General features: G+C 59.4%; 19 protein-coding genes. 5 read left to right on the top strand and 14 right to left on the bottom strand.

The window, feature by feature from the left end:
- The first annotated feature begins 176 nt into the window (after positions 1–176).
- Both ACRC4F_RS28795 and ACRC4F_RS28790 read left to right on the top strand, forming a co-directional pair.
- Positions 177–1574 (top strand): MFS transporter, encoded by a 1398-nt coding sequence (locus ACRC4F_RS28795; protein WP_438662385.1) that lies wholly within the window; start codon positions 177–179, stop codon positions 1572–1574.
- A gap of 9 nt (positions 1575–1583) precedes the next feature.
- Positions 1584–2108, top strand: coding sequence for a single-stranded DNA-binding protein (locus tag ACRC4F_RS28790; RefSeq protein WP_008081898.1), 525 nt, complete (start codon positions 1584–1586; stop codon positions 2106–2108).
- A gap of 125 nt (positions 2109–2233) precedes the next feature.
- Here ACRC4F_RS28790 and ACRC4F_RS28785 read toward each other — a convergent pair whose 3' ends face one another.
- The 10 genes from ACRC4F_RS28785 to ACRC4F_RS28740 form a co-directional block, all read right to left on the bottom strand.
- Entirely contained in the window at positions 2234–4438 is a 2205-nt protein-coding gene (locus tag ACRC4F_RS28785; protein ID WP_438662384.1) for an OsmC domain/YcaO domain-containing protein, read from the bottom strand.
- 109 nt (positions 4439–4547) lie between these two features.
- On the bottom strand, positions 4548–5705 hold the full coding sequence (locus tag ACRC4F_RS28780; protein ID WP_438662383.1) for a glutathionylspermidine synthase family protein: 1158 nt from the start codon (positions 5703–5705) through the stop codon (positions 4548–4550).
- A 12-nt stretch (positions 5706–5717) separates the two neighbouring features.
- Positions 5718–6437: a DUF1190 domain-containing protein gene (locus tag ACRC4F_RS28775; RefSeq protein ID WP_438662382.1), complete on the bottom strand. Its 720-nt coding sequence runs from the start codon at positions 6435–6437 to the stop codon at positions 5718–5720.
- A gap of 18 nt (positions 6438–6455) precedes the next feature.
- A complete protein-coding gene (locus tag ACRC4F_RS28770; protein WP_438662381.1) occupies positions 6456–6884 on the bottom strand; it encodes a DUF350 domain-containing protein in 429 nt (142 codons plus the stop codon).
- A gap of 15 nt (positions 6885–6899) precedes the next feature.
- The gene (locus tag ACRC4F_RS28765) at positions 6900–7577 is read right to left on the bottom strand and encodes a DUF2491 family protein (protein ID WP_438662380.1); all 678 of its coding nucleotides are present in this window, start codon (positions 7575–7577) and stop codon (positions 6900–6902) included.
- Complete coding sequence (locus ACRC4F_RS28760) at positions 7564–8598, bottom strand: ion channel (RefSeq protein WP_438662379.1); 1035 nt, start codon at positions 8596–8598, stop codon at positions 7564–7566. The genes ACRC4F_RS28765 and ACRC4F_RS28760 overlap by 14 nt, the downstream gene beginning before the upstream one ends.
- A gap of 71 nt (positions 8599–8669) precedes the next feature.
- Entirely contained in the window at positions 8670–9233 is a 564-nt protein-coding gene (locus ACRC4F_RS28755) for a rhomboid family intramembrane serine protease (protein WP_438662378.1), read from the bottom strand.
- Positions 9234–9395: 162 nt separating this feature from the next.
- Positions 9396–10094 carry a PspA/IM30 family protein gene (locus ACRC4F_RS28750; protein WP_109635239.1) on the bottom strand — a complete coding sequence of 233 codons (699 nt, stop codon included), beginning with the start codon at positions 10092–10094 and terminating at the stop codon, positions 9396–9398.
- Between the two features lie 24 nt (positions 10095–10118).
- The gene (locus ACRC4F_RS28745; RefSeq protein WP_438662377.1) at positions 10119–10700 is read right to left on the bottom strand and encodes a YjfI family protein; all 582 of its coding nucleotides are present in this window, start codon (positions 10698–10700) and stop codon (positions 10119–10121) included.
- A 282-nt stretch (positions 10701–10982) separates the two neighbouring features.
- Positions 10983–11537: a cysteine hydrolase family protein gene (locus ACRC4F_RS28740; protein ID WP_438662376.1), complete on the bottom strand. Its 555-nt coding sequence runs from the start codon at positions 11535–11537 to the stop codon at positions 10983–10985.
- Between the two features lie 104 nt (positions 11538–11641).
- Between ACRC4F_RS28740 and ACRC4F_RS28735 the strand changes: the two genes are divergently transcribed.
- The 3 genes from ACRC4F_RS28735 (at position 11642) to ACRC4F_RS28725 (ending at position 14704) form a co-directional block, all read left to right on the top strand.
- Entirely contained in the window at positions 11642–12634 is a 993-nt protein-coding gene (locus ACRC4F_RS28735) for a GlxA family transcriptional regulator (protein ID WP_438662375.1), read from the top strand.
- A gap of 212 nt (positions 12635–12846) precedes the next feature.
- Positions 12847–13956: a DUF3182 family protein gene (locus tag ACRC4F_RS28730; protein WP_438662374.1), complete on the top strand. Its 1110-nt coding sequence runs from the start codon at positions 12847–12849 to the stop codon at positions 13954–13956.
- On the top strand, positions 13946–14704 hold the full coding sequence (locus ACRC4F_RS28725) for an alpha/beta hydrolase family protein (RefSeq protein ID WP_109635233.1): 759 nt from the start codon (positions 13946–13948) through the stop codon (positions 14702–14704). The genes ACRC4F_RS28730 and ACRC4F_RS28725 overlap by 11 nt, the downstream gene beginning before the upstream one ends.
- Positions 14705–14834: 130 nt before the next feature.
- On the opposite strand, the gene ACRC4F_RS28720 is transcribed toward ACRC4F_RS28725, so the two are convergent.
- The 4 genes from ACRC4F_RS28720 to ACRC4F_RS28705 are packed head-to-tail and all read right to left on the bottom strand — an operon-like array spanning position 14835 to position 18835.
- Positions 14835–15836 carry a lysylphosphatidylglycerol synthase domain-containing protein gene (locus tag ACRC4F_RS28720; protein ID WP_438662373.1) on the bottom strand — a complete coding sequence of 334 codons (1002 nt, stop codon included), beginning with the start codon at positions 15834–15836 and terminating at the stop codon, positions 14835–14837.
- Positions 15823–17118 (bottom strand): cardiolipin synthase ClsB, encoded by a 1296-nt coding sequence (clsB, locus tag ACRC4F_RS28715; protein WP_438662372.1) that lies wholly within the window; start codon positions 17116–17118, stop codon positions 15823–15825. Before clsB ends, ACRC4F_RS28720 begins: the two co-directional genes overlap by 14 nt.
- The gene (locus ACRC4F_RS28710) at positions 17115–17912 is read right to left on the bottom strand and encodes an endonuclease/exonuclease/phosphatase family protein (RefSeq protein WP_438662371.1); all 798 of its coding nucleotides are present in this window, start codon (positions 17910–17912) and stop codon (positions 17115–17117) included. The genes clsB and ACRC4F_RS28710 overlap by 4 nt, the downstream gene beginning before the upstream one ends.
- Positions 17909–18835, bottom strand: coding sequence for a DUF72 domain-containing protein (locus tag ACRC4F_RS28705; protein WP_438662370.1), 927 nt, complete (start codon positions 18833–18835; stop codon positions 17909–17911). The genes ACRC4F_RS28710 and ACRC4F_RS28705 overlap by 4 nt, the downstream gene beginning before the upstream one ends.
- Positions 18836–19018 lie beyond the last annotated feature (183 nt).

The raw sequence follows: 19018 nt of genomic DNA, 5'->3' as shown, positions 1-19018 counted from the left end.
CGGGCGTCGAAAACGTAGGAGTATACGGCCAAATACTGGATGGATGCACACTATCAAACGAGCGGGTTGATGTCTTACATGAAGAGTCTGTCAGCGGAGCGCGTCAAAGCGTCGCGATATACCCCGTCAATCGATGGGACTGGTAGAATCGCCGCCGGTTCACATGAGGTTTTTCCATGCACGATCCCCACAGCGAACGCATGAGTGGCAGTGAGACCCGCGCAGCAAGCGGTCTGGCCCTGGTGTTCGCCTTCCGTATGCTTGGCATGTTCATGGTGTTGCCGGTACTGGCGACCTATGGGATGGATCTGGCAGGAGCGACCCCGGCCCTCATCGGGCTGGCGATTGGCGCTTACGGCCTGACCCAGGCGATCTTTCAGATTCCTTTCGGCTTCATCTCCGACCGCATCGGCCGTCGTCCGGTGATTTATCTGGGGCTGATTATCTTTGCCCTCGGCAGCGTGCTGGCAGCCAATGCCGATTCGATCTGGGGCGTCATCGCCGGACGCATCCTGCAAGGCGCCGGGGCGATTTCCGCAGCCGTCATGGCGCTGTTGTCGGACCTGACCCGGGAACAGCATCGGACCAAAGCCATGGCCATGATCGGCATGACGATTGGTCTGTCGTTCGCTGTCGCCATGGTTGTAGGACCTTTGCTGACCCGAGCCTTCGGTCTGTCCGGATTGTTCTTCGCCACGGGCGGCATGGCGCTGTTCGGCATCGTGATTGTGATGTTCATGGTGCCGCGGTCCACCGGCCCCTTGCAGCATCGTGAATCGGGCGTTGCGCGTCAGGCACTGATACCGACGCTCAAGCATCCGGACCTGCTGCGCCTGGACCTGGGCATTTTTGTGTTGCACGCGATGTTGATGTCGAGCTTCGTTGCCTTGCCCCTGGCCCTGGTCGAAAAAGCCGGGCTGCCCAAAGAGCAGCACTGGTGGGTCTACCTGACCGCACTGCTGATCTCCTTCTTCGCCATGATCCCGTTCATCATCTACGGCGAGAAGAAACGCAAAATGAAACGAGTTTTATTGGGCGCGGTGCTGACGCTGATGCTCACTGAGCTATTCTTCTGGCAGTTCGGCGATAGCCTGCGGGCTCTGGTGATCGGCACGGTGGTGTTCTTTACCGCGTTCAATCTGCTGGAAGCTTCGTTGCCATCGCTGATCAGCAAGGTTTCACCGGCAGGCGGCAAAGGCACGGCGATGGGGGTTTATTCCACCAGCCAGTTCCTCGGTTCGGCGCTGGGCGGGATCCTCGGCGGCTGGCTTTTCCAGCATGGCGGTTTGTCGGTTGTATTCCTCGGATGCGCCAGCCTGGCTGCCCTCTGGCTGGTCTTTGCTGTTACCATGCGCGAACCACCTTATGTCACGAGCCTGCGCTTGCCGTTGTCGCCCGAGGCGATCCGCGAAGCGGGTCTGGTTGAGCGCCTGAAGGCCGTCGTAGGGGTAACAGATGCGGTAGTCGTTGCTGATGAAGCGGCGATTTACATCAAATTGGACACAGAACTATTGGATCGTACCACCCTTGAGCGCCTGGTGAACAACCCGGCCGGGGCAGCGTGCGTAGCCTAGGAGAACGTTATGGCCCGTGGGGTTAACAAAGTCATATTGGTCGGCACTTGCGGCCAGGATCCCGAAGTTCGCTACTTGCCTAACGGTAACGCCGTGACCAACCTGAGTCTGGCGACCAGCGAACAGTGGACCGACAAGCAAACCGGTCAGAAGGTCGAGAAGACTGAATGGCACCGTGTTTCGATGTTCGGCAAGGTGGCCGAGATCGCCGGTGAATACCTGCGTAAAGGTTCGCAGGTCTACATCGAAGGTAAGCTGCAGACCCGCGAGTGGGAAAAAGACGGTATCAAGCGTTACACCACTGAAATCGTGGTCGACATGCAAGGCACCATGCAACTGCTCGGCGGCCGTCCACAACAGGGCGACCAACAAGGTGGGGGCAACAACTACCAGCAGTCCGCTCCGGCTCCACGTCAGCAGGCTCCACGCCCGCAACAGTCGGCTCCGCAACAGCGTTCGGCTCCGGCTCCACAGCAGGCTGCTCCGCAACCGGCTCCGGATTTCGACAGCTTTGATGACGATATCCCGTTCTAGGATATGGCTTAGACCTTTGTAAGGTTTAACCTCGAAACCCCCGATCAGTCCTCTAGATTGGTCGGGGGTTTTCTTTTGCACGCTGTTTTGTAGGAGCCAGCAAGCCGGCTCCTACAGATTTGTGCTCAACGGGATGACGTGGTTACGGCGGCCCTCGCCGTGTGCAGTTTCTTGTAGCTCTCGATCAGCCGCAGATGCCTGTCGAGCCCCTCCAGTTTCATGCTGGTCGGCGTCAAGCCATAGAAACGCACGCTGCCATCTACCGAGCCGATCGCTGCATCCGTCCGCTCGCTGCCAAACATCCGGCGGAAGTTGGCCTCGTAGTCTTCCAGTTCCAGGTCTTCGTCCAGCTTCATCTCCAGCACCACATTGACGGCCTGGTAGAACAAGCCGCGCTCGACCGTGTTGTCGTTGTACTGCAGGAACATTTCCACTGCCTCTTTTGCCTCTTCATATTGCTGCAAGGCGAGATAGATCAGCAGCTTCAACTCCAGGATCGTCAGCTGACCCCAAGCGGTATTGTCGTCAAATTCGATGCCGATCAGGGAGGTGATGTCGGTGTAGTCGTCCAGCTCGCTTTCCACCAGACGCTCGACCAGCGTTTTCAGTTCGTCTTCGTCCAGGCGATGCAGGTTCAGGATATCGGCGCGGAAAAACAGCGCTTTGTTGGTGTTATCCCAGATCAGATCGTCTGCGGGATAGATTTCTGAATAGTCCGGCACCAGGATGCGGCAGGCCGTTGCGCCAATGTGCTCATACACCGCCATATAGGCTTCTTTGCCCATGCCTTCGAGAATGCCGAACAGCGTCGCGGCTTCGTCGGTGTTCGAGTTTTCACCCTGGCCGGAGAAGTCCCACTCCACGAATTCGTAATCGGACTTGGAGCTGAAGAAGCGCCACGACACCACGCCGCTGGAGTCGATGAAGTGCTCGACGAAGTTGTTCGGCTCGGTCACCGCATGACCTTCAAACGTCGGCTGGGGCAAGTCGTTGAGTCCTTCGAAACTGCGGCCCTGAAGCAACTCGGTGAGGCTGCGTTCCAGCGCCACTTCCAGGCTCGGGTGTGCGCCGAATGAGGCGAAAACACCGCCGGTTCGCGGGTTCATCAAGGTGACACACATCACCGGGAATTCACCGCCCAGGGACGCATCCTTCACCAACACGGGGAAGCCCTGTTCTTCCAGCGCCTGAATACCGGCCAGAATTCCGGGGTACTTCGCCAGCACATTGGCCGGCACGTCCGGCAATGCAAATTCACCTTCGATGATTTCGCGTTTGACTGCGCGCTCGAAGATCTCCGACAGGCACTGCACCTGGGCTTCGGCCAGCGTGTTACCGGCGCTCATGCCGTTGCTCAGGAACAGGTTTTCAATCAGGTTGGACGGGAAATACACCACCTCGCCGTCCGACTGGCGCACGAAAGGCAGCGAGCAGATGCCGCGCTCTTCGTTGCCCGAGTTGGTGTCGATCAGATGGGAGCCGCGCAACTCGCCGTCGCGGTTGTAAATCTTCAGGCAGTACGCGTCGAGGATTTCCGCCGGCAGTTCATCTTTTCGGCCAGGCTTGAACCAGCGTTCGTCCGGGTAGTGCACAAACGCCGCGTTGGCGATGTCTTCGCCCCAGAACTGGTCGTTGTAGAAGAAGTTGCAGTTGAGTCGCTCGATAAACTCGCCCAACGCCGACGCCAGCGCGCTTTCCTTGGTCGAGCCCTTGCCGTTGGTAAAGCACATCGGCGAGTGCGCATCGCGAATATGCAGCGACCACACGTTGGGAACGATATTGCGCCACGAGGCGATTTCAATCTTCATGCCCAGGTCCGCCAGAATGGCCGACATATTGGCGATGGTCTGCTCCAGCGGCAGGTCCTTGCCGACAATGTAAGTGCTCGCCTCAGAGCTGGAAGCCGGCATCAGCAACGCCTGGGCATCGGCGTCGAGGTTGTCCACTTCTTCGATTACAAACTCAGGCCCGGCTTGCACCACTTTTTTCACGGTGCAGCGGTCGATGGAACGCAGGATGCCCTGGCGGTCCTTGTCCGAGATGTCTGCCGGCAGCTCGACCTGGATCTTGAAAATCTGGTTGTAACGGTTTTCCGGGTCAACAATGTTGTTCTGCGACAGCCGGATATTATCCGTGGGGATATTGCGCGTGCTGCAGTACAACTTCACAAAGTAGGCGGCACACAACGCCGACGACGCCAGGAAGTAGTCGAACGGACCCGGTGCCGAGCCATCGCCCTTGTAGCGGATAGGTTGATCGGCCACCACCGTGAAGTCATCGAACTTGGCTTCAAGTCGAAGGTTGTCGAGAAAGTTGACCTTGATTTCCATGGGGGATTACCAGAATAACGGCTAGACGAATGGCCGCCATTATCCGGCATTTCAGCCGTAAGTCTTGCGGCCGTCTCGCGATATGTCCCCAACGGCCTTTTTTTAGTGATCAGTCGAGTATCAGATGCGGCAAGAACCGGCTCGAATCCTTGGTGATCAAACTGTTGTCTTCCCGCACGCCGATACCGGCCGCTTGATCGCCAACCACCCAAGAGCCAATCAAGGTAAAGCTGTCGCCAAACTGCGGCAACGGCGCGAACTCCTGAAGGATAAACGGCGCATCGGTGTAGGGCCCGTCCTCTTTCACGATCAGACCGTCGGCTGTTTGCAGCTCGATGTTGGCGCCTTCCCGCGAGAAGAACGGCTTGCGCACCCAGCCTTTAGGCACAGCTTTACCCGGATCGGTATCCACGTGCGCTGCAAGCAAATTCGGATGACCTTTGTTGAATTCCCACAACAGCGGCAGGATGCCTTTGTTGGAGATGATGGATTTCCACGCGGGCTCGAAAAACTGCGTGTCACTTTGGGCAATCGCGGCACCAAAGGGCTCATGGAAGATGAACTCCCAGGCGTGCAGCTTGAACAGGTGAGGAATCCAGCGATCTTCGAGGTCGACGAAACGTCCGTCGCTGGTCAGGCCGATGTCTTCGATATCGATGTGGCGTGATTCGATGCCGACCTTTTCCGCCACCAGCCGCAGGTAGTCGGTGGTGCCCTTGTCTTCGACCGAGTCTTTCATCGAGGCGAAGTAGAAGGGTTGCTTGAGCTGCAATTGAGCGAAGGCCTGATGCAGTTTGGTGTCGATGCTGTTGAACTGGTCGGCCTGCTTGGGCAGCACGCCGCGTTCGATGCATTGCTCCAGCCAGCCCCACTGAAACGCCGCCGCCTCATACAGGCTGGTCGGCGTGTCGTAGTTGAGTTCCAGCAACTTGGCGGGACCGCTGCCGTTGTAGGAAAAGTCCATGCGCCCGTACAGGTGCGGGTGACCTTCGAGCCATGAGGTGCGGACCATGTCGAAGAACGGCGCGGGAATGCTGAGGCGCTCCAGCAGCTCCTCGCTCTGCACCACGCGGGCCACCAGGTCCAGGCACATCTCATGGATCTCGGTGGTCGGGTCTTCGAGATCATTCTCGATCTGCTTGAGCGAGAACTGGTAATACGCGCTCTCGTCCCAGTAGGGTTCGTTGTCGATGGTGTGAAACAGAAAGCCGAGACTCTCGGCTGTCTGTTTCCAGTCAGGACGTTCTGCGCAGTGGATCTTCTTCATGGGCCGGTTTCCTTAACTGCTCGACCCGCCGCCGCCCCAGCCGCTGCGTGCGCTGGCCTTGCTGCCGAAGCCGCCACGGGAGGTGGACGAGGCAACGGAAACCGGCTTGCTGGTGGAAGAACGAACCGAGTCGGCGTAGTTGCTGCTGCCGTACCGCGCCTGATTGGACTTGGTGAACGTCGAGCCCTTGGCAATCCGCTGGCTGAGCGTCGAGTTCGAGTAGCTGCCGCGATCATCGCGATAGCGGTACACCGGCTCGGAGTAGTAGCTGTTGCGGTTGCTGCTGAGCATGTTGCCGATCAGCAGGCCGGTCAGCAGGCTGCTGGTGGAGAAGCCCGAGCCACCGGTGTTCGCCGTTTCCGAGGCAGGTAATTGCGCCTTGGCCGCGTCCACTTGGGATTGCGTCACCTGGCCATCGGCGGTCAGTTCGAAACCGCCGAGCTTGGGGATGAACTTGCCGGCGGAATCCTGCTGGCACCAGTCGGCGACGAAGTCGGCATCGCAATCGGCCTGGCTGTCGTACACCGGCGCAATGCGGCGATGCTCGGCCATGGCCGTCATGTAGGCGTCCGAGCAGACATCCACCGGAAGTTTTTCATCGGCACACTGCTGAACGGACTGGAAGTTGTACTTCTTCTGCACCGCGTAGGTTTTTTCCGTCGGCCCGCAGCCTGATATCGCCATGGCGACCGACGCTGCCAGCGAAAGCTGAACGTACTTGCTTCGTTTCATCGGGATCTCCGGGCGCAATCAGTTCGGGGTAGGGGTCATGCAGGCGGCGTTCAACATGCCAACGCTGATAGCCACGGCCGCGACATAGACACCCGCCGCGATTTCGCCTTTCTTGATCCGTTCGGAAGTGCCTTTCAACACCAGGCTGGTCACCAGGAACGCCAGCAGTTGCACGACTGCTGCGATCAGCGACCAGACGACGAAGTCGAGCAGGCTGATCGAGTAGGCAATCACATTGCTGGCCGGAATCGCGAAACCGATGAGGGCTCCGCCCAGAGCGATTGCGGCGGCAACGTTGCCCGAGCGGATCAGTTCGAACTCCTTGTGCGGAGTGATGCGGGTGTAGATGAACTGGAACAGCGCGAAGAGCACAGCGGCGCCGATGATGTACGCGACAAACCCGAACACGGCGGCTTTGTTCAGGGAGATGGAGAGTGCTTCTAGCATGGACTGCTTCCTTTTTTAGAACGTGTTCAGGTCGGTTGTGTACAGCGAGATGCCCAGCGACGTACTCAAGCTGATGGTGCCTTCGGCGTCTTCTTCGACAGAAAAAAGCAGGAATTCCCGGCGATCGGTCAGGCCGGTTTCGCGGGCGTACAGCATTGAACGGTGCTCGATGCCGTAGGATTCTTCCGGGTTTTTCAGCTGTTCGCTCAACGCCACCAATTCGGTCTGGCCATTCTCGCTGCCCCATTCGCGGGCGTATTCGACGCCGTTATGGGTGTAGGTCGGCAACCCGATCAGGCTTTGCGGACCGGCCAGTCGGCGCAGCTCCGCTTCACTGCTGATGGTGATGTAACTGAGGTAATTGAACAGGATCACAGACTCGACCTGCCCGGCGATGTCGCCGGTGGTGTGCACTTGCAGCCAGTAGTCTTCGTCGTTCATGTAATAGCGCGACAGCCAGGTCGATTGCCCGAGGTCGACGGTGCCGTTGCTCCAGATCTGCTGCGAGCCCGGGATGGTCACCGTGGTGTTGCCGTCGAGCAACAATCTCAGGGAGGTGTCGAACATCACGCCCTTGCCCAATCCGAGACCCAACGGGCCGGTGGCTGGCGGCGGGGTTTCGCTGGTGGTCCATTTCGACTCTGGGGTCGCGTTCGGGGCCTCAAGCCCCATCAACTGTTTAAACCATCCCATTGGAGATTTCCTTGAGGCGAGTGGAGGCGATGTAGAAGAGTTCGCCGCCCTCAACACGCGTAGCGCTGGGCGGGTTGATCGACGGTTGTGTGGCACCTTTGGCGCGATAACCGATGAGCGTGGCGTTGTGGTGTTCTTTCATCCGAGTGTACAGATCGCCGAACGTGGCCTCGAAGGCCTCGGGCAGTTTCATCAGGTATTGAGTGGCGCCTTGACCCACGCACAGCAGTTCATTGATGACCACTGACGAGCCCGGATCCTGAGAAGCGCGCACCAGCATCTCGATGGCCATGCTCGAGGTGCATTCCAGGCTGGGCGCGTAGGCGCTGGCGAGGGCGGCGATTTCACTGTCATTGAAATGAGCGACCACATGCCCGACAGGCTTCAGTTGATTGACCGCCAGCACGGTGGCCAGGGTCAGGTCGTCTGAATGGGTTCGCACCAGCACGCGTTCGGCTCCGGGAACGCCGGCGCGCAGCAACAAAGCCACGGAGGACAGGCTTTCACCTTTGATGAAGGTCGCTTTGCCCGGCATCGGGTTTTCTTCGAGGGTGCAATCGCAAATGACGATCAGGTTGTCGTTCGAGGTTTCGTCCTGAAGCAGCAATTCAATGACTCGCTCGCTGGACGCGTCTTCCCAGCCGATGAGAACCGTATGGCCGACCTTGCCGGTGAAATCGCCTTTGCCCTTCATGCCTTTTCTCCATGCATCGATGACGCTGCTGGTGGTTTTGCCGATGGCTGCCGTCAGCAGCGCAATGCCCCCGAGCATGACCCAGGTGGCCACGAAAATCCGTCCCGCCGCTGTCTGCGGCGCGAGGTCGCCATAGCCGACGGTGAGTGTGGTGGTCAGATAGAAGTAAGTAAACGTGGCGGGGGCAGTGAGGTGTTGTTCGCCCAGTAATACCAGGCCCAGATAAGCCGTTATCAGGTGTACGCCCAAGGCAATGACCAAACCCGCCCAGCCGAAGCGGTGGAAGAGGGGCGAGGCGTACATGCGCAATAAAAGAAAAATCGACATTTCGTCCCTGACTCCGTGGGTGCTTGTTCCTGGCGATTTCATCGCCTCGGCGTCTGAATGCTCGAGTGCGTTCAACCGGCGGCATTAAACCTGCTGCGCGGCGCCGAGAAAAGTACCTTGGCTGCAATAAATCCGGCGAGCGCACCAAACAGATGACCTTCGAAGGAAACACCCTGGCGAGGCAGGAAGCCAAAAATCATCCCGCCATAGAGCAGGGCCACGACGCTGGCCGTTATCAGGTTGCCCCAGCTTCTCTGGAACCAGGCGCGCGCCAGGAGGTACGCCCACAATCCGAATATCCAGCCGCTGGCACCGATGTGTACGCCTGGAAAACCGAACAGCCAGACCAGCGCGCCGCCCAGCAGAATAATGATCGCGCTGACCACAATGAAGCGGTTGAGTCCTTCGATGATGACCAGGGTGCCCAGTATCAGAAAGGCAATCATGTTCGCGCTCAGGTGCGCAAAGGAGGCGTGCAGGAAAGGCGAGGTGATGATGCCGGGCAGACCGTACACGGTTCTCGGGATAAGGCCGAATGACATGAGGCTGTAGCCGGTCGCAAAGTTGAACACTTGCAACGCGACCATGAAGAGCGCCAGGCCTGCGATTGTCTTGAAACCCTTCAGGGCATCCATCCTTGACCTCGATTCAACGAAAACTGAAACGCAATCCATTGTGGGAGCGAGCCTGCTCCGGGCGGCGTTCCGACGATGGCGATGTATCAGTCAGCATTAATGTCGACTGGCAGATCGCAATCGCTAGCAGGCTAGCTCCCACAGGTTATGCGTCCGGCAAAGTTACTCAGCCGATTTTTTCTTCAGGCGTTCCAGAATCGCATTGGCACTGCCTTCGTTCGGCGTGATGCCGGCGTCGCGCAATTTGCGTTCCAGGTCGGTACCGGTCGATGCATCGGCCAGTTGATCCTGAGCTTCCAGCTCCGCAGCGCGTTGCTGTTGCTTGGCCTGCAGGCGGTTCAGCGTACCGACCGCGGTTTCCAGCTTGCCGTTGGCGCCGCCACTGGCAATCGAAGCGCTGACCTGGGCTTTCTGCACGCTTTCGCGGGCCTTGGCCATGTCGACTTGCTGGCGCAGGCTTTTGATGCGGTTTTCGGCCTTGGTGATGTCCTTGCGCATGTTTTCAGCGTAACCGCCGAACTCGGTGGCCTGCTTTTGCTCGACGTCCAGTTCGTTGGTCAGGGTCGAAATGGCTTCGGCCACTTCCAGCGCCAGGTCCTCACGGTTGGCCTGGATCGCGGCCAGGGCCTTGGATTCCAGGTCCTTGATCTTGGCGTTGTACTCGCTGACGCGATCAGCCGACAGTTTGTGCTTGGCCATGATGGTGACCAGCTCACGCTTGGCGTTGGCCAGGGCGCTGTCCGCATCGCGGATTTCCTGGTCGAGGATGCGCAGGGCCTGTTGGTCGACGATCGATTCGCCGACTTCAGTGGCACCGCCACGCAGCGCGGTGAACAATTTGCTCCAGATGGACTGAGTCATTGGATATTTCCTGTTACCGAATAATTAATTGAAGAAACGTTCGAAGGCTTCGCTGGCGCGCTGGACGTTGTCGACCAGGGTTTTAACCTCGGTCACGATGTTCGTCAGGCTGGAGTCGGAGCTCAGGGCGCCGAACATGTTGTAGACAATCTGCCCGTTCGGCATGGACTCGATACCGATCGAGGACAGCGGGAACATCTCCCGGCTGCGCAGCACGGCGTCGTTAAAGGCCGGTACGTCGTTGATGGACTCGACGTCGACCAGAACGGTATCGACGATGATCTGGTCGCCTACCACCGCGATGTAAATCGGCAAGCCACCGAAATCGTTCATTTCCAGCTTGATGCTGGACTCGGAGCCTTGAACGAGAGAAAGCGTGATGTCATTCGAAACCACTTCGTCCAGGGCCTGAAGGGCGGTGAAGAGGCGATCAATGTTCCAGTTTGTACCTGCGCTCATGTAATTCTCCGACATGAATGAGCCAGCCAGAATCGGTTGGCGAAGCTGTTTCTCCATCTGCTTGAGCAGGCTTCGGTTTTCGGGAAGCACCCAAGTCTCGTGTTTCACATAACCGGCGGCACCCAGGCCCGCGCGCATCTGCTTCATGTAGAAGCTCGACGGTTTTTTCGCGGACGGTTTCGCGCGCTCTCCCTTGCGGCTTGCTGGATCGGTCTCGGGCCCGGTAGGGGGGCTCGATGGAGAGCTGCTTTTCATGGGGCTGACCTCGATGTGAAAAACTCACGCGTGGGAAACACTACAGGCAATTTTTGCCACTCTCAATAGCTCACGCGTGAGATTTTTCGCATTACTTTTTCCGGCCAGCAAAAAGGGCCCGCAGCGCTGAAACGCGGCGGGCCCTTTTCGGAAGTTGATCAATACGTTAGGCGGTTAGCGGCTGGCCGCCAGGAATTCGTCGGTGGAAATCACGCTCGCATAGGCGAAACCCAGGGCCGACATGAAGGCGGCGTGAACGTGGGCGGCGGGCACCGTGACGCCGTTGAATTCCAGGTCCCGTGAGGCACAGGCGTCGTGGATCACGGTGACGGTGTAGCCGAAATCCGCCGCGGCGCGGGTAATGCCGTCGACACACATATGGCTCATGCTGCCGACAACCACCAGTTCCTTGATGCCTTGCTCGTCGAGGATCGATTTCAGTTCGGTTTCACGGAACGAGTTGACGAAGTGCTTGAGCACTACCGGCTCATCCTCGCGGTTCAGGACTTTGGGGTGCAGCTTCGCGCCTTCCGAACCCGGGGTGAAGAACGGGGCTTCTTCGGAGGTGAATTCGTGACGGATGTGCACCACCGAATCACCGGCATTGCGAAAGGCCTTGAGCAAACGGACGGCGTTGTCGGCGGCAGCATCGGCGCCGACCAACGGCCACTTGCCTTGGGGGAAGTAGTCGTTTTGGATATCGACTACGATGAGTGCTTGCTTGGCCATGGCTGTTTCCTCGAAATGTGTGGGTTGGGTGTGGAACGAAGTATTGGCTCTGGCAGGCCGACCGGGGATTGGCCGCACCGACAATAGAAGGGGGAAAACTGACAATGGATGCACAAAGGGCAATCGCCGAACTCGGCGTGCTGATTTATCCCGGCGCGCAGATGGCGGCGGTGCACGGGCTGACGGATTTGTTCGGCGTGGCCAACCGGATTGCCGCCGAGCATCAGTCCGCGCAGTTGCCGCTGCTGCGGGTCAGCCACTGGCGTGTTGATGGCGAGCAGACGCCCGAGCGGGTTTACGACAGTCATCCGGGGCCCGACCGTCCATTGGTGGCGGTGTTGATTCCGCCGTCGATTGCCGGATTTTCCGAAGGCCAGGCACCGCAGGCGTTGATCCACTGGATGCGCCGGCAACATGCGCAGGGCGCAACCCTTGGTGGCGTCTGCGTGGGCTCGATTCTGCTGGCCGAAAGCGGCTTGCTCGACGGCCGCAGCGCAACCACCCACTGGACCTCGGCCAAAACTTTCGCCGAGCGTTATCCGGCGATCAAACTCAAGGCCGATACGCCCATTGTCGACGACGGCGACCTGATCACGACCGCCGGGCTGATGGCCTGGTCCGAGCTGGGCCTGCGCCTGGTAGACCGTCTGCTCGGCCCGAGTATCGCCACCGGCACCGCGCGATTTCTGGTGGTGGAACACAGCGACAGCGCGAGTGAATGCGGCAGTAATTTTTCACCGATTCTCAGCCATGGCGACGCATCGATTCTCAAGGTCCAGCATTGGCTGCAAAGCACCGGGGCCACCGATGTATCGCTGACGGCAATGGCCGAGCGGGCAGGGCTGGAAGAACGCACATTCCTGCGCCGCTTCCGCGCGGCGACCGGGTTGAAACCCACCGAGTACTGCCAGCACCTGCGGGTTGGCAAGGCGCGGGAAATGCTTGAGTTCACCAACGGCACCATCGACCACATCGCGTGGACCGTGGGCTATCAAGATCCAGGCGCGTTCCGGGCGACGTTCAAGAAGATCACCGGGTTGGCGCCGAGTGATTACCGGTCACGGTTTGGCGTGACGCCCACTGTCGCAACCCGGTAGTCGTAACACCCCAATCCCTGTGGGATCAGTGGAAGGCCAGAATCGTGCAAAATACAGGAGTCATGACGGGTCTCGTGCAGAATAAGACAGGCTCATTGCTATCACTGATTTCGCAACTGCCTGATTTGAAAAACGTTTCACTCCAATCGCCCTTGGCTTGATCTCTGCACCCCTTCAACTACATTCATCAAAAGCCGATTGAAGGGGGACGCATGACCCCAACAAGCCGCAAGAAACTGGTGGTCGCCCACTCGGTCCGCGCCGAGGCGCCCCTGCACGAAGTCGAAACCAATCGCGCGCTGGCCCGTTGGCTGGCGCAGATCCTCGGGCTCAAGTTCGGCGGCAGTTACGACGCCGAACTTCACCATGGCCGCGACCTTTATCTCTTGCCGACCCAAACCCTGGTCGGCGTCGCTGCTGCCCGGGCATTGGGCGTCAAGGGGCCGGAGGATATGTGGGGCGGCTACGTCGACCATGATTTCATCTGCACCAAAGCCATCAGCCACGGATTACGCAATAAGCATGCGCTAGCGCCGGAAGGCTGGTCACCGCTGTTTTCCGAACGGGTACGCAACGTCGTGCTCGATGGCCTCAGCGTGTTTTCTTTCGACGATGCGCGACCCGCCGCAGAGCATCTGCTCTATGCCGGGCCTATCCGCATCAAACCGATTCATGCCTGTGCCGGGCGCGGGCAGGAAGTGATCAAAAGCCTCGACCAGTTCGATACCGTGCTGGCTCGCGCGGATGCCAAGGCACTGTTCAACGAGGGCGTGGTGCTCGAACAGGATCTCGACAAAGTGATCACCCACAGCGTCGGCCAGAGCTTTATCGGTGGAAAGATCCTGAGTTACTGCGGCGATCAATACTTGACCGAAGACGGTCAGGGCGAGCAGGTTTATGGAGGTTCCAATCTGTTGGTGGTGCAGGGTGGTTACGAAGACCTGCTGGAACTGGACCTGCCTGACGATGTGCGACTGGCGATCCGGCAGGCGCAAGTGTTCGACAGTGCCGCGGACGAGGCCTATCCCGGTTTCTATGCCTCGCGCCGCAACTATGACATTGCCCAAGGCCTGGACAGCAACGGCAAACCGCGCAGCGGTGTCCTCGAACAATCATGGCGCATGGGCGGTGCCAGCAGTGCCGAAGTGGCGGCGTTGCAGAGTTTCGTCAACGACCCGGGGATGCGCGCGATTCGCGTGTCTTCGGTGGAAACCTACATCGATCAACCGTTGCCGGCGGACGCCATCGAGGTGTACCGCGGGCGAGCGGAAAACAGTGACTTTCTTCTCAAGTACGTAACGGTCAAATCCTATGACGGCTAGAAGCGAAACCATTCAGATCGACATCGATGATGAACAGATGAGCGGGACTTTTCTGAGCCCCAAATCGAAAGTCCCAGGCGTGTTGTTTGTGCACGGCTGGGGCGGCAGCCAGGAGCGGGATCTTGAACGGGCCAAGGGCATCGCCGGGCTGGGCTGCGTGTGCCTGACGTTCGACTTGCGCGGGCACACCGGCGGCACGGGTATTCCGCTCACTCGCGTAACGCGCGAAGACAACCTGCGCGACTTGCTGGCGGCGTACGACCGCTTGCTCGCCCACCCGGCGCTCGATACCTCCGCCATTGCGGTGGTCGGCACCAGTTATGGCGGGTATCTGGCGTCGATTCTGACCTCGTTGCGCCCGGTGCGCTGGCTGGCGCTGCGGGTGCCGGCGCTGTATCGCGACGATGAATGGCACACGCCCAAGCGTGAACTGGACAAGGCGGATTTGCGCGATTACCGCAACACGCTGGTGCGCGCCGACAGCAATCGTGCCCTGCATGCCTGCTCGCAATTCACCGGGGATGTGCTGCTGGTCGAGTCCGAGACAGACGACTTCGTGCCTCACGCCACGATCATGAGCTACCGCGCCGCGTGCCAGCAGACCCATTCGCTCACGCACCGGATCATTGACGGCGCCGATCACGCGCTGAGCGAGCCAGTTTCGCAACAGGCGTATACCTCGATTCTGGTGGACTGGATTACCGAGATGGTGGTGGGCGAGCGGTTGAGCATTATCCAATCGAAGTGAGATTCGTAGTGTTCTTGCGATCATCGCGAGCAGGTCGGATCGCCGCACCGTCGCTCCCACATTTTGACCGCGATCAACCTGTGGGAGCGAGCCTGCTCGCGATAGTGTCATCCGCCTCACCACACCTATCTCATGAAGGTTTCTTGGCAATCCGCAGCGACTTCGCCTTGGCCTCCACCACCAAATACATCACCAACGTAATCAGCAACGGCAAAATAAAATAGATCGCCCGATACGCCAGCAACCCCGCCACCAGGCTTCCTCGCGAAGCCTCATGCTGTAACAGCGCCACAAACACCGCTTCCAGTACCCCGAGCCCGGCAGGAATGTGGGTAATTACCCCGGCAATCGCACTGATCAGCAACACGCCCAGCACCAGCGGGTAATCCAGCTTGCTCGGCAGCAGCGTGAAAATCACCGCCGCCATCAGCGACCAGTTCAGCGCCCCGAGGGCCAGCTGCAGCGTCGCCATTCGCAACGACGGCAGGTTGATTTCCACTCCGCGTATCGCCCATTCCCGACGCTTGGAGAACCGACACGCCGCCAGGTATCCCGCGCTCACCACCAGCAGCAACACGCCCACACCCTGCAATGCATCGCTGCTCAACTTCCAGCCGGGGGGCATTCTGACCAGTCCGCTGCTGAACACTGCGCCGGCAATCACCATGTAGCCGAACCAGTTGGTCGCCAGGCTCAGCCCGAGGATTTTCGCGATGTTGCTTTTGCTCACCCCCAGGCGTGAGTACAGGCGATACCGCATGGCAATGCCGCCGACCCACGCGCTCAGATTGAGGTTGAAGGCGTAACTGATGATCCCCACCGGCAAGATCTGCTTCCAGGTCAGGTCCTGGCGGATGTAGGTGCGGCCGATCAGGTCGAAGCAGGCGTACACCAGAAAACTGACCAGCGTCAGGCCGGACGCAATGATCAGCGTGCGTACCTTGAAATTGGCCAGGGTGTGGAACACTTCATCCCATTCCAGGCGCTGGGCAAGCATCGTCAACAGCACGATCAACGCCAGGAAAAACAGCATCGTCAGCGGTTTTTTCCAGCGGCTCCAGCGTGTTTTCTTTTCCGGGACAGGTGTTGCGCTGTCATCGTGAGGTGCCGAGTGAGCTTCAACGCGGTCCATGGTGGTCGCTCCCGGCGGGATGAGTGAAGGGTTTCAGACGAGGTTTGTGCGCGGGCAGCCAACCGGCCCATGCCGGGAAGTGGCGCAGGAAGTGAAACACCAGAAAACCGACGGTCATGTGCCAGATCCGTCCGCGCGGTGACTTGTCCGCTGACATGGCTTTGCAGTGGTTATTGCTCAGCACCTCGAGCCGTTCAAACAGATCGCGGTTGAAGGCACGGTCGCGGATCAACACATTCGCTTCCAGGTTCATGGACAAGCTCAACGGGTCGAGATTGCTTGAGCCGACAGTGCTCCAGTCCTCATCCACCAGCGCGACTTTGCCGTGCAGCGGGCGTTCGCAATATTCGTAGATTTGCACGCCGGACTTGAGCAGATAGTCGTAGGTCATGCGTGCCGCCAGTTTGGCCACCAGCATGTCCGGTTGGCCCTGCAGAATCAGGCGCACATCAACGCCACGGCGAGCGGCGTTGCGGATTTCGCGCAGCAAGCGATATCCCGGAAAGAAGTAGGCATTGGCGATCACGACGCGGCGCTGGGCACTGCGCAGCACCTCCCGGTAAACCTCCTCGATGTCTGTGCGATGATCACCGTTGTCGCGGTACACCAGGCGAACCTGACCGTCGTGGTCGCTGAAGGCCATTTCCGAACGCCGCTGCCGACGACGCTGCCACCAGTACTTGGCGCGCCCCGGGCGGCCACTTTGCAGCAAGGCGAAATGATGAATGTCTGCCACCGCCGGGCCTTGCACTTCGACGGAATAATCCTGCTTGGCCTCGGGGCCGAAGTCGGCCAGATGATCGGCGGAAAAGTTGATCCCGCCGATGAACGCAATCGTACCGTCCACCACCACAATCTTGCGGTGCAGGCGGCGGAACCAGTTGGTGCGGATGCCCAGATGCTTGGGGGCCGGATCGAATATTTGCAGACGTACGCCGGCCTGGCTCAATGCAGTGAGGTACCCGGTAGTCAACTCGCCACAGCCAAATCCGTCGAGGCTGGCCGTGACCCGTACACCGCGCTGCGCCGCCTCGATCAGCACTTCTGCCAGCTCATTGCCGACCTTGTCCTCGAACACAATGAAGGTTTCCAGGAGGATTTCGGTCTTGGCCTGGCGCATGGCCTCGAATACCCGAGGGAAATACGCTTCGCCGTTTTCCAGCATTTCCACAAGGTTGTTGCCCTGCCAGCCGTATTCAACGTCGACGACGCCGGGCTCACGTACCGGCGGAGTGGTCGGTATGTGTTCAACGGTGGCTTTTTCCATCGGTGCGCTACTCATAGCTCGATCTCCACCGATAGCGGTGCGTGGTCGGAAAGGTGTGACCAAGGACGCGCCGCCAGCACTTGCGGACGGCTGGCCTTGAGGTTGCGCACATAGATGCGGTCCAGGCGTAACGCCGGCAACCGCGCCGGAAAACTGCGTGCCGGTTTGCCGTGGTGCTCGGCGAACACCTCGCGCAAACCACAGGGCTTGAGCAGTGCATCGGCACGTTGGCGCCAATCGTTGAAATCGCCGGCGACGATGACCGGAGCATCTTCCGGAAGCTCTTCGAGGCGTCGCGCCAACAACTTGAGTTGTTCCGTGCGGTGGGTTTCACGCAGGCCCAGATGCACGCAAATCGCGTGCACTTCCCGGGCATCGCCCGGCAGGCGCAACACGCAATGCAGGATGCCGCGGTTCTCATGGCCACTGATCGAGACGTCGAGGTTGTCATGGCGAATGATCTGGAATTTCGACAGCAGCGCATTGCCGTGATCACCCTCCGGATAGACCGCGTTGCGGCCGTAGGCAAATTGCGGCCACAGGGTGTCGGCGAGAAATTCGTACTGCGGCATTGCCGGCCAATTGGTATAGCGCTGCGGATGGTGTTCGTGGGTGCCGTGGACTTCCTGCAAAAACACCACGTCGGCGGACACGCTGCGCACTGCTTCGCGCAATTCCGGCAGGATGAAGCGCCGGTTCAGCGCGGTGAAACCCTTGTGGGTGTTGACCGTCAGCACGGTAAAGCTGCGCACGGCGGTGATGATGGGTTGCTGTTCGTCGGTAGTGCCGACCGGTTCGGAAATACTCATGACAGCACTCCTTCGGCGACCGGTTCACCGGGACGGGTGGCGAGATCCTTGTCGAGGTGGAAGTGCTCCAGCAAGCGCCGCGCATCGAAGGGTGCGCGCACTTTGATGTCATTGTCGAAATAGCAGAACACTTCACGGGACTTGCGCGCTTTCGGCTTTTGCCGAGGTGCGATCAGCTGCGGATCCGTCGGTTGCTGACCGTGGTTCCAGGCGTCGATCCGCTCGCCCCAGCGCTCCAGCGCCTCAGGCGTATAACCGCTGGCGTAGAGCTCTTCGGCACCGTGCAGGCGCAGGTAAACGAAATCACTGGTGACGTCTTCACGGTACGGCCATTTCCCGGCGGTGTCAGCGATAACCAGCGCTACGTTGTAGCGTTTGAGCAGGCGCACGAACGACGGATCAACAAAGGTCTCGTTCCTGATTTCAACGGCGTGGCGCAGCGGCTTTTTCTTGTACGCCTTCAGGCTGGCGGGGCCGTGCAGGTGCGAATCGTGCTGGCGGGCGAGGGCGGCTGCCTGCTGGGTGTCGTGGGGCAATTGCTCGAGGAAGCTTTCGAACAGTTCGACGTCGAATTTGAAATTGGGCGGGAACTGCCAAAGGATCGGGCCGAGTTTTTCCTTGAGCTCCAGGATCCCGGAGGCAAAGAAGTTCGCCAGCGGTTTGTGAATGTCCCGCAGGCGTTTGATGTGGGTGATGAAACGTGGGGCTTTGACGCTGAACACGAAGTCCGCCGGGGTTTCGGCGTACCACTGCGCGTAACGTTCAGGCCGTTGCAGGGCGTAAAACGATCCATTGATTTCGATGCTGTTGACCGCCCGTGACGCGAACTGCAATTCGCGCTTCTGGGTCAACCCCTTCGGGTAGAAGCCCCCCCGCCAGGGTGTGTAGCGCCAGCCTGAAATACCGATGTGAATCGCCGCCATGTCGCCTCCCGTCTAATGGTCCTCGGTTGCCCCTGTCTTTTGATGACCGTGGGGCAAGCGAGAAAGTTTCGACGGGGCTACGGACGGTGCACAGCTAGACGTACGGACCTGTAGGAGCCGGCTTGCTGGCGATAGCGATGGCACATTCAACATCTATGTGACTGACACACCGCTATCGCCAGC

The organism is Pseudomonas sp., from assembly GCF_051660785.1.
Classification (GTDB): Bacteria; Pseudomonadota; Gammaproteobacteria; order Pseudomonadales; family Pseudomonadaceae; genus Aquipseudomonas.
Note: the sequence above shows the minus strand (reverse complement) of the source record. Positions and strands in the feature narration are given on the sequence as shown.

Bases quoted from the DNA above. Each gene is read 5' to 3' on its own strand.
- clsB (WP_438662372.1), bottom strand. From the start codon at position 17,118: ATGAGTAGCGCACCGATGGAAAAAGCCACCGTTGAACACATACCGACC.
- ACRC4F_RS28730 (WP_438662374.1), top strand. From the start codon at position 12,847: ATGACCCCAACAAGCCGCAAGAAACTGGTGGTCGCCCACTCGGTCCGC.
- ACRC4F_RS28760 (WP_438662379.1), bottom strand. From the start codon at position 8,598: ATGTCGATTTTTCTTTTATTGCGCATGTACGCCTCGCCCCTCTTCCAC.
- ACRC4F_RS28770 (WP_438662381.1), bottom strand. From the start codon at position 6,884: ATGCTAGAAGCACTCTCCATCTCCCTGAACAAAGCCGCCGTGTTCGGG.
- ACRC4F_RS28795 (WP_438662385.1), top strand. From the start codon at position 177: ATGCACGATCCCCACAGCGAACGCATGAGTGGCAGTGAGACCCGCGCA.
- ACRC4F_RS28755 (WP_438662378.1), bottom strand. From the start codon at position 9,233: ATGGATGCCCTGAAGGGTTTCAAGACAATCGCAGGCCTGGCGCTCTTC.
- ACRC4F_RS28765 (WP_438662380.1), bottom strand. From the start codon at position 7,577: ATGGGATGGTTTAAACAGTTGATGGGGCTTGAGGCCCCGAACGCGACC.
- ACRC4F_RS28750 (WP_109635239.1), bottom strand. From the start codon at position 10,094: ATGACTCAGTCCATCTGGAGCAAATTGTTCACCGCGCTGCGTGGCGGT.
- ACRC4F_RS28735 (WP_438662375.1), top strand. From the start codon at position 11,642: ATGGATGCACAAAGGGCAATCGCCGAACTCGGCGTGCTGATTTATCCC.
- ACRC4F_RS28780 (WP_438662383.1), bottom strand. From the start codon at position 5,705: ATGAAGAAGATCCACTGCGCAGAACGTCCTGACTGGAAACAGACAGCC.
- ACRC4F_RS28790 (WP_008081898.1), top strand. From the start codon at position 1,584: ATGGCCCGTGGGGTTAACAAAGTCATATTGGTCGGCACTTGCGGCCAG.
- ACRC4F_RS28745 (WP_438662377.1), bottom strand. From the start codon at position 10,700: ATGAAGCAGATGCGCGCGGGCCTGGGTGCCGCCGGTTATGTGAAACAC.
- ACRC4F_RS28705 (WP_438662370.1), bottom strand. From the start codon at position 18,835: ATGGCGGCGATTCACATCGGTATTTCAGGCTGGCGCTACACACCCTGG.
- ACRC4F_RS28710 (WP_438662371.1), bottom strand. From the start codon at position 17,912: ATGAGTATTTCCGAACCGGTCGGCACTACCGACGAACAGCAACCCATC.
- ACRC4F_RS28720 (WP_438662373.1), bottom strand. From the start codon at position 15,836: ATGGACCGCGTTGAAGCTCACTCGGCACCTCACGATGACAGCGCAACA.
- ACRC4F_RS28785 (WP_438662384.1), bottom strand. From the start codon at position 4,438: ATGGAAATCAAGGTCAACTTTCTCGACAACCTTCGACTTGAAGCCAAG.
- ACRC4F_RS28725 (WP_109635233.1), top strand. From the start codon at position 13,946: ATGACGGCTAGAAGCGAAACCATTCAGATCGACATCGATGATGAACAG.
- ACRC4F_RS28740 (WP_438662376.1), bottom strand. From the start codon at position 11,537: ATGGCCAAGCAAGCACTCATCGTAGTCGATATCCAAAACGACTACTTC.
- ACRC4F_RS28775 (WP_438662382.1), bottom strand. From the start codon at position 6,437: ATGAAACGAAGCAAGTACGTTCAGCTTTCGCTGGCAGCGTCGGTCGCC.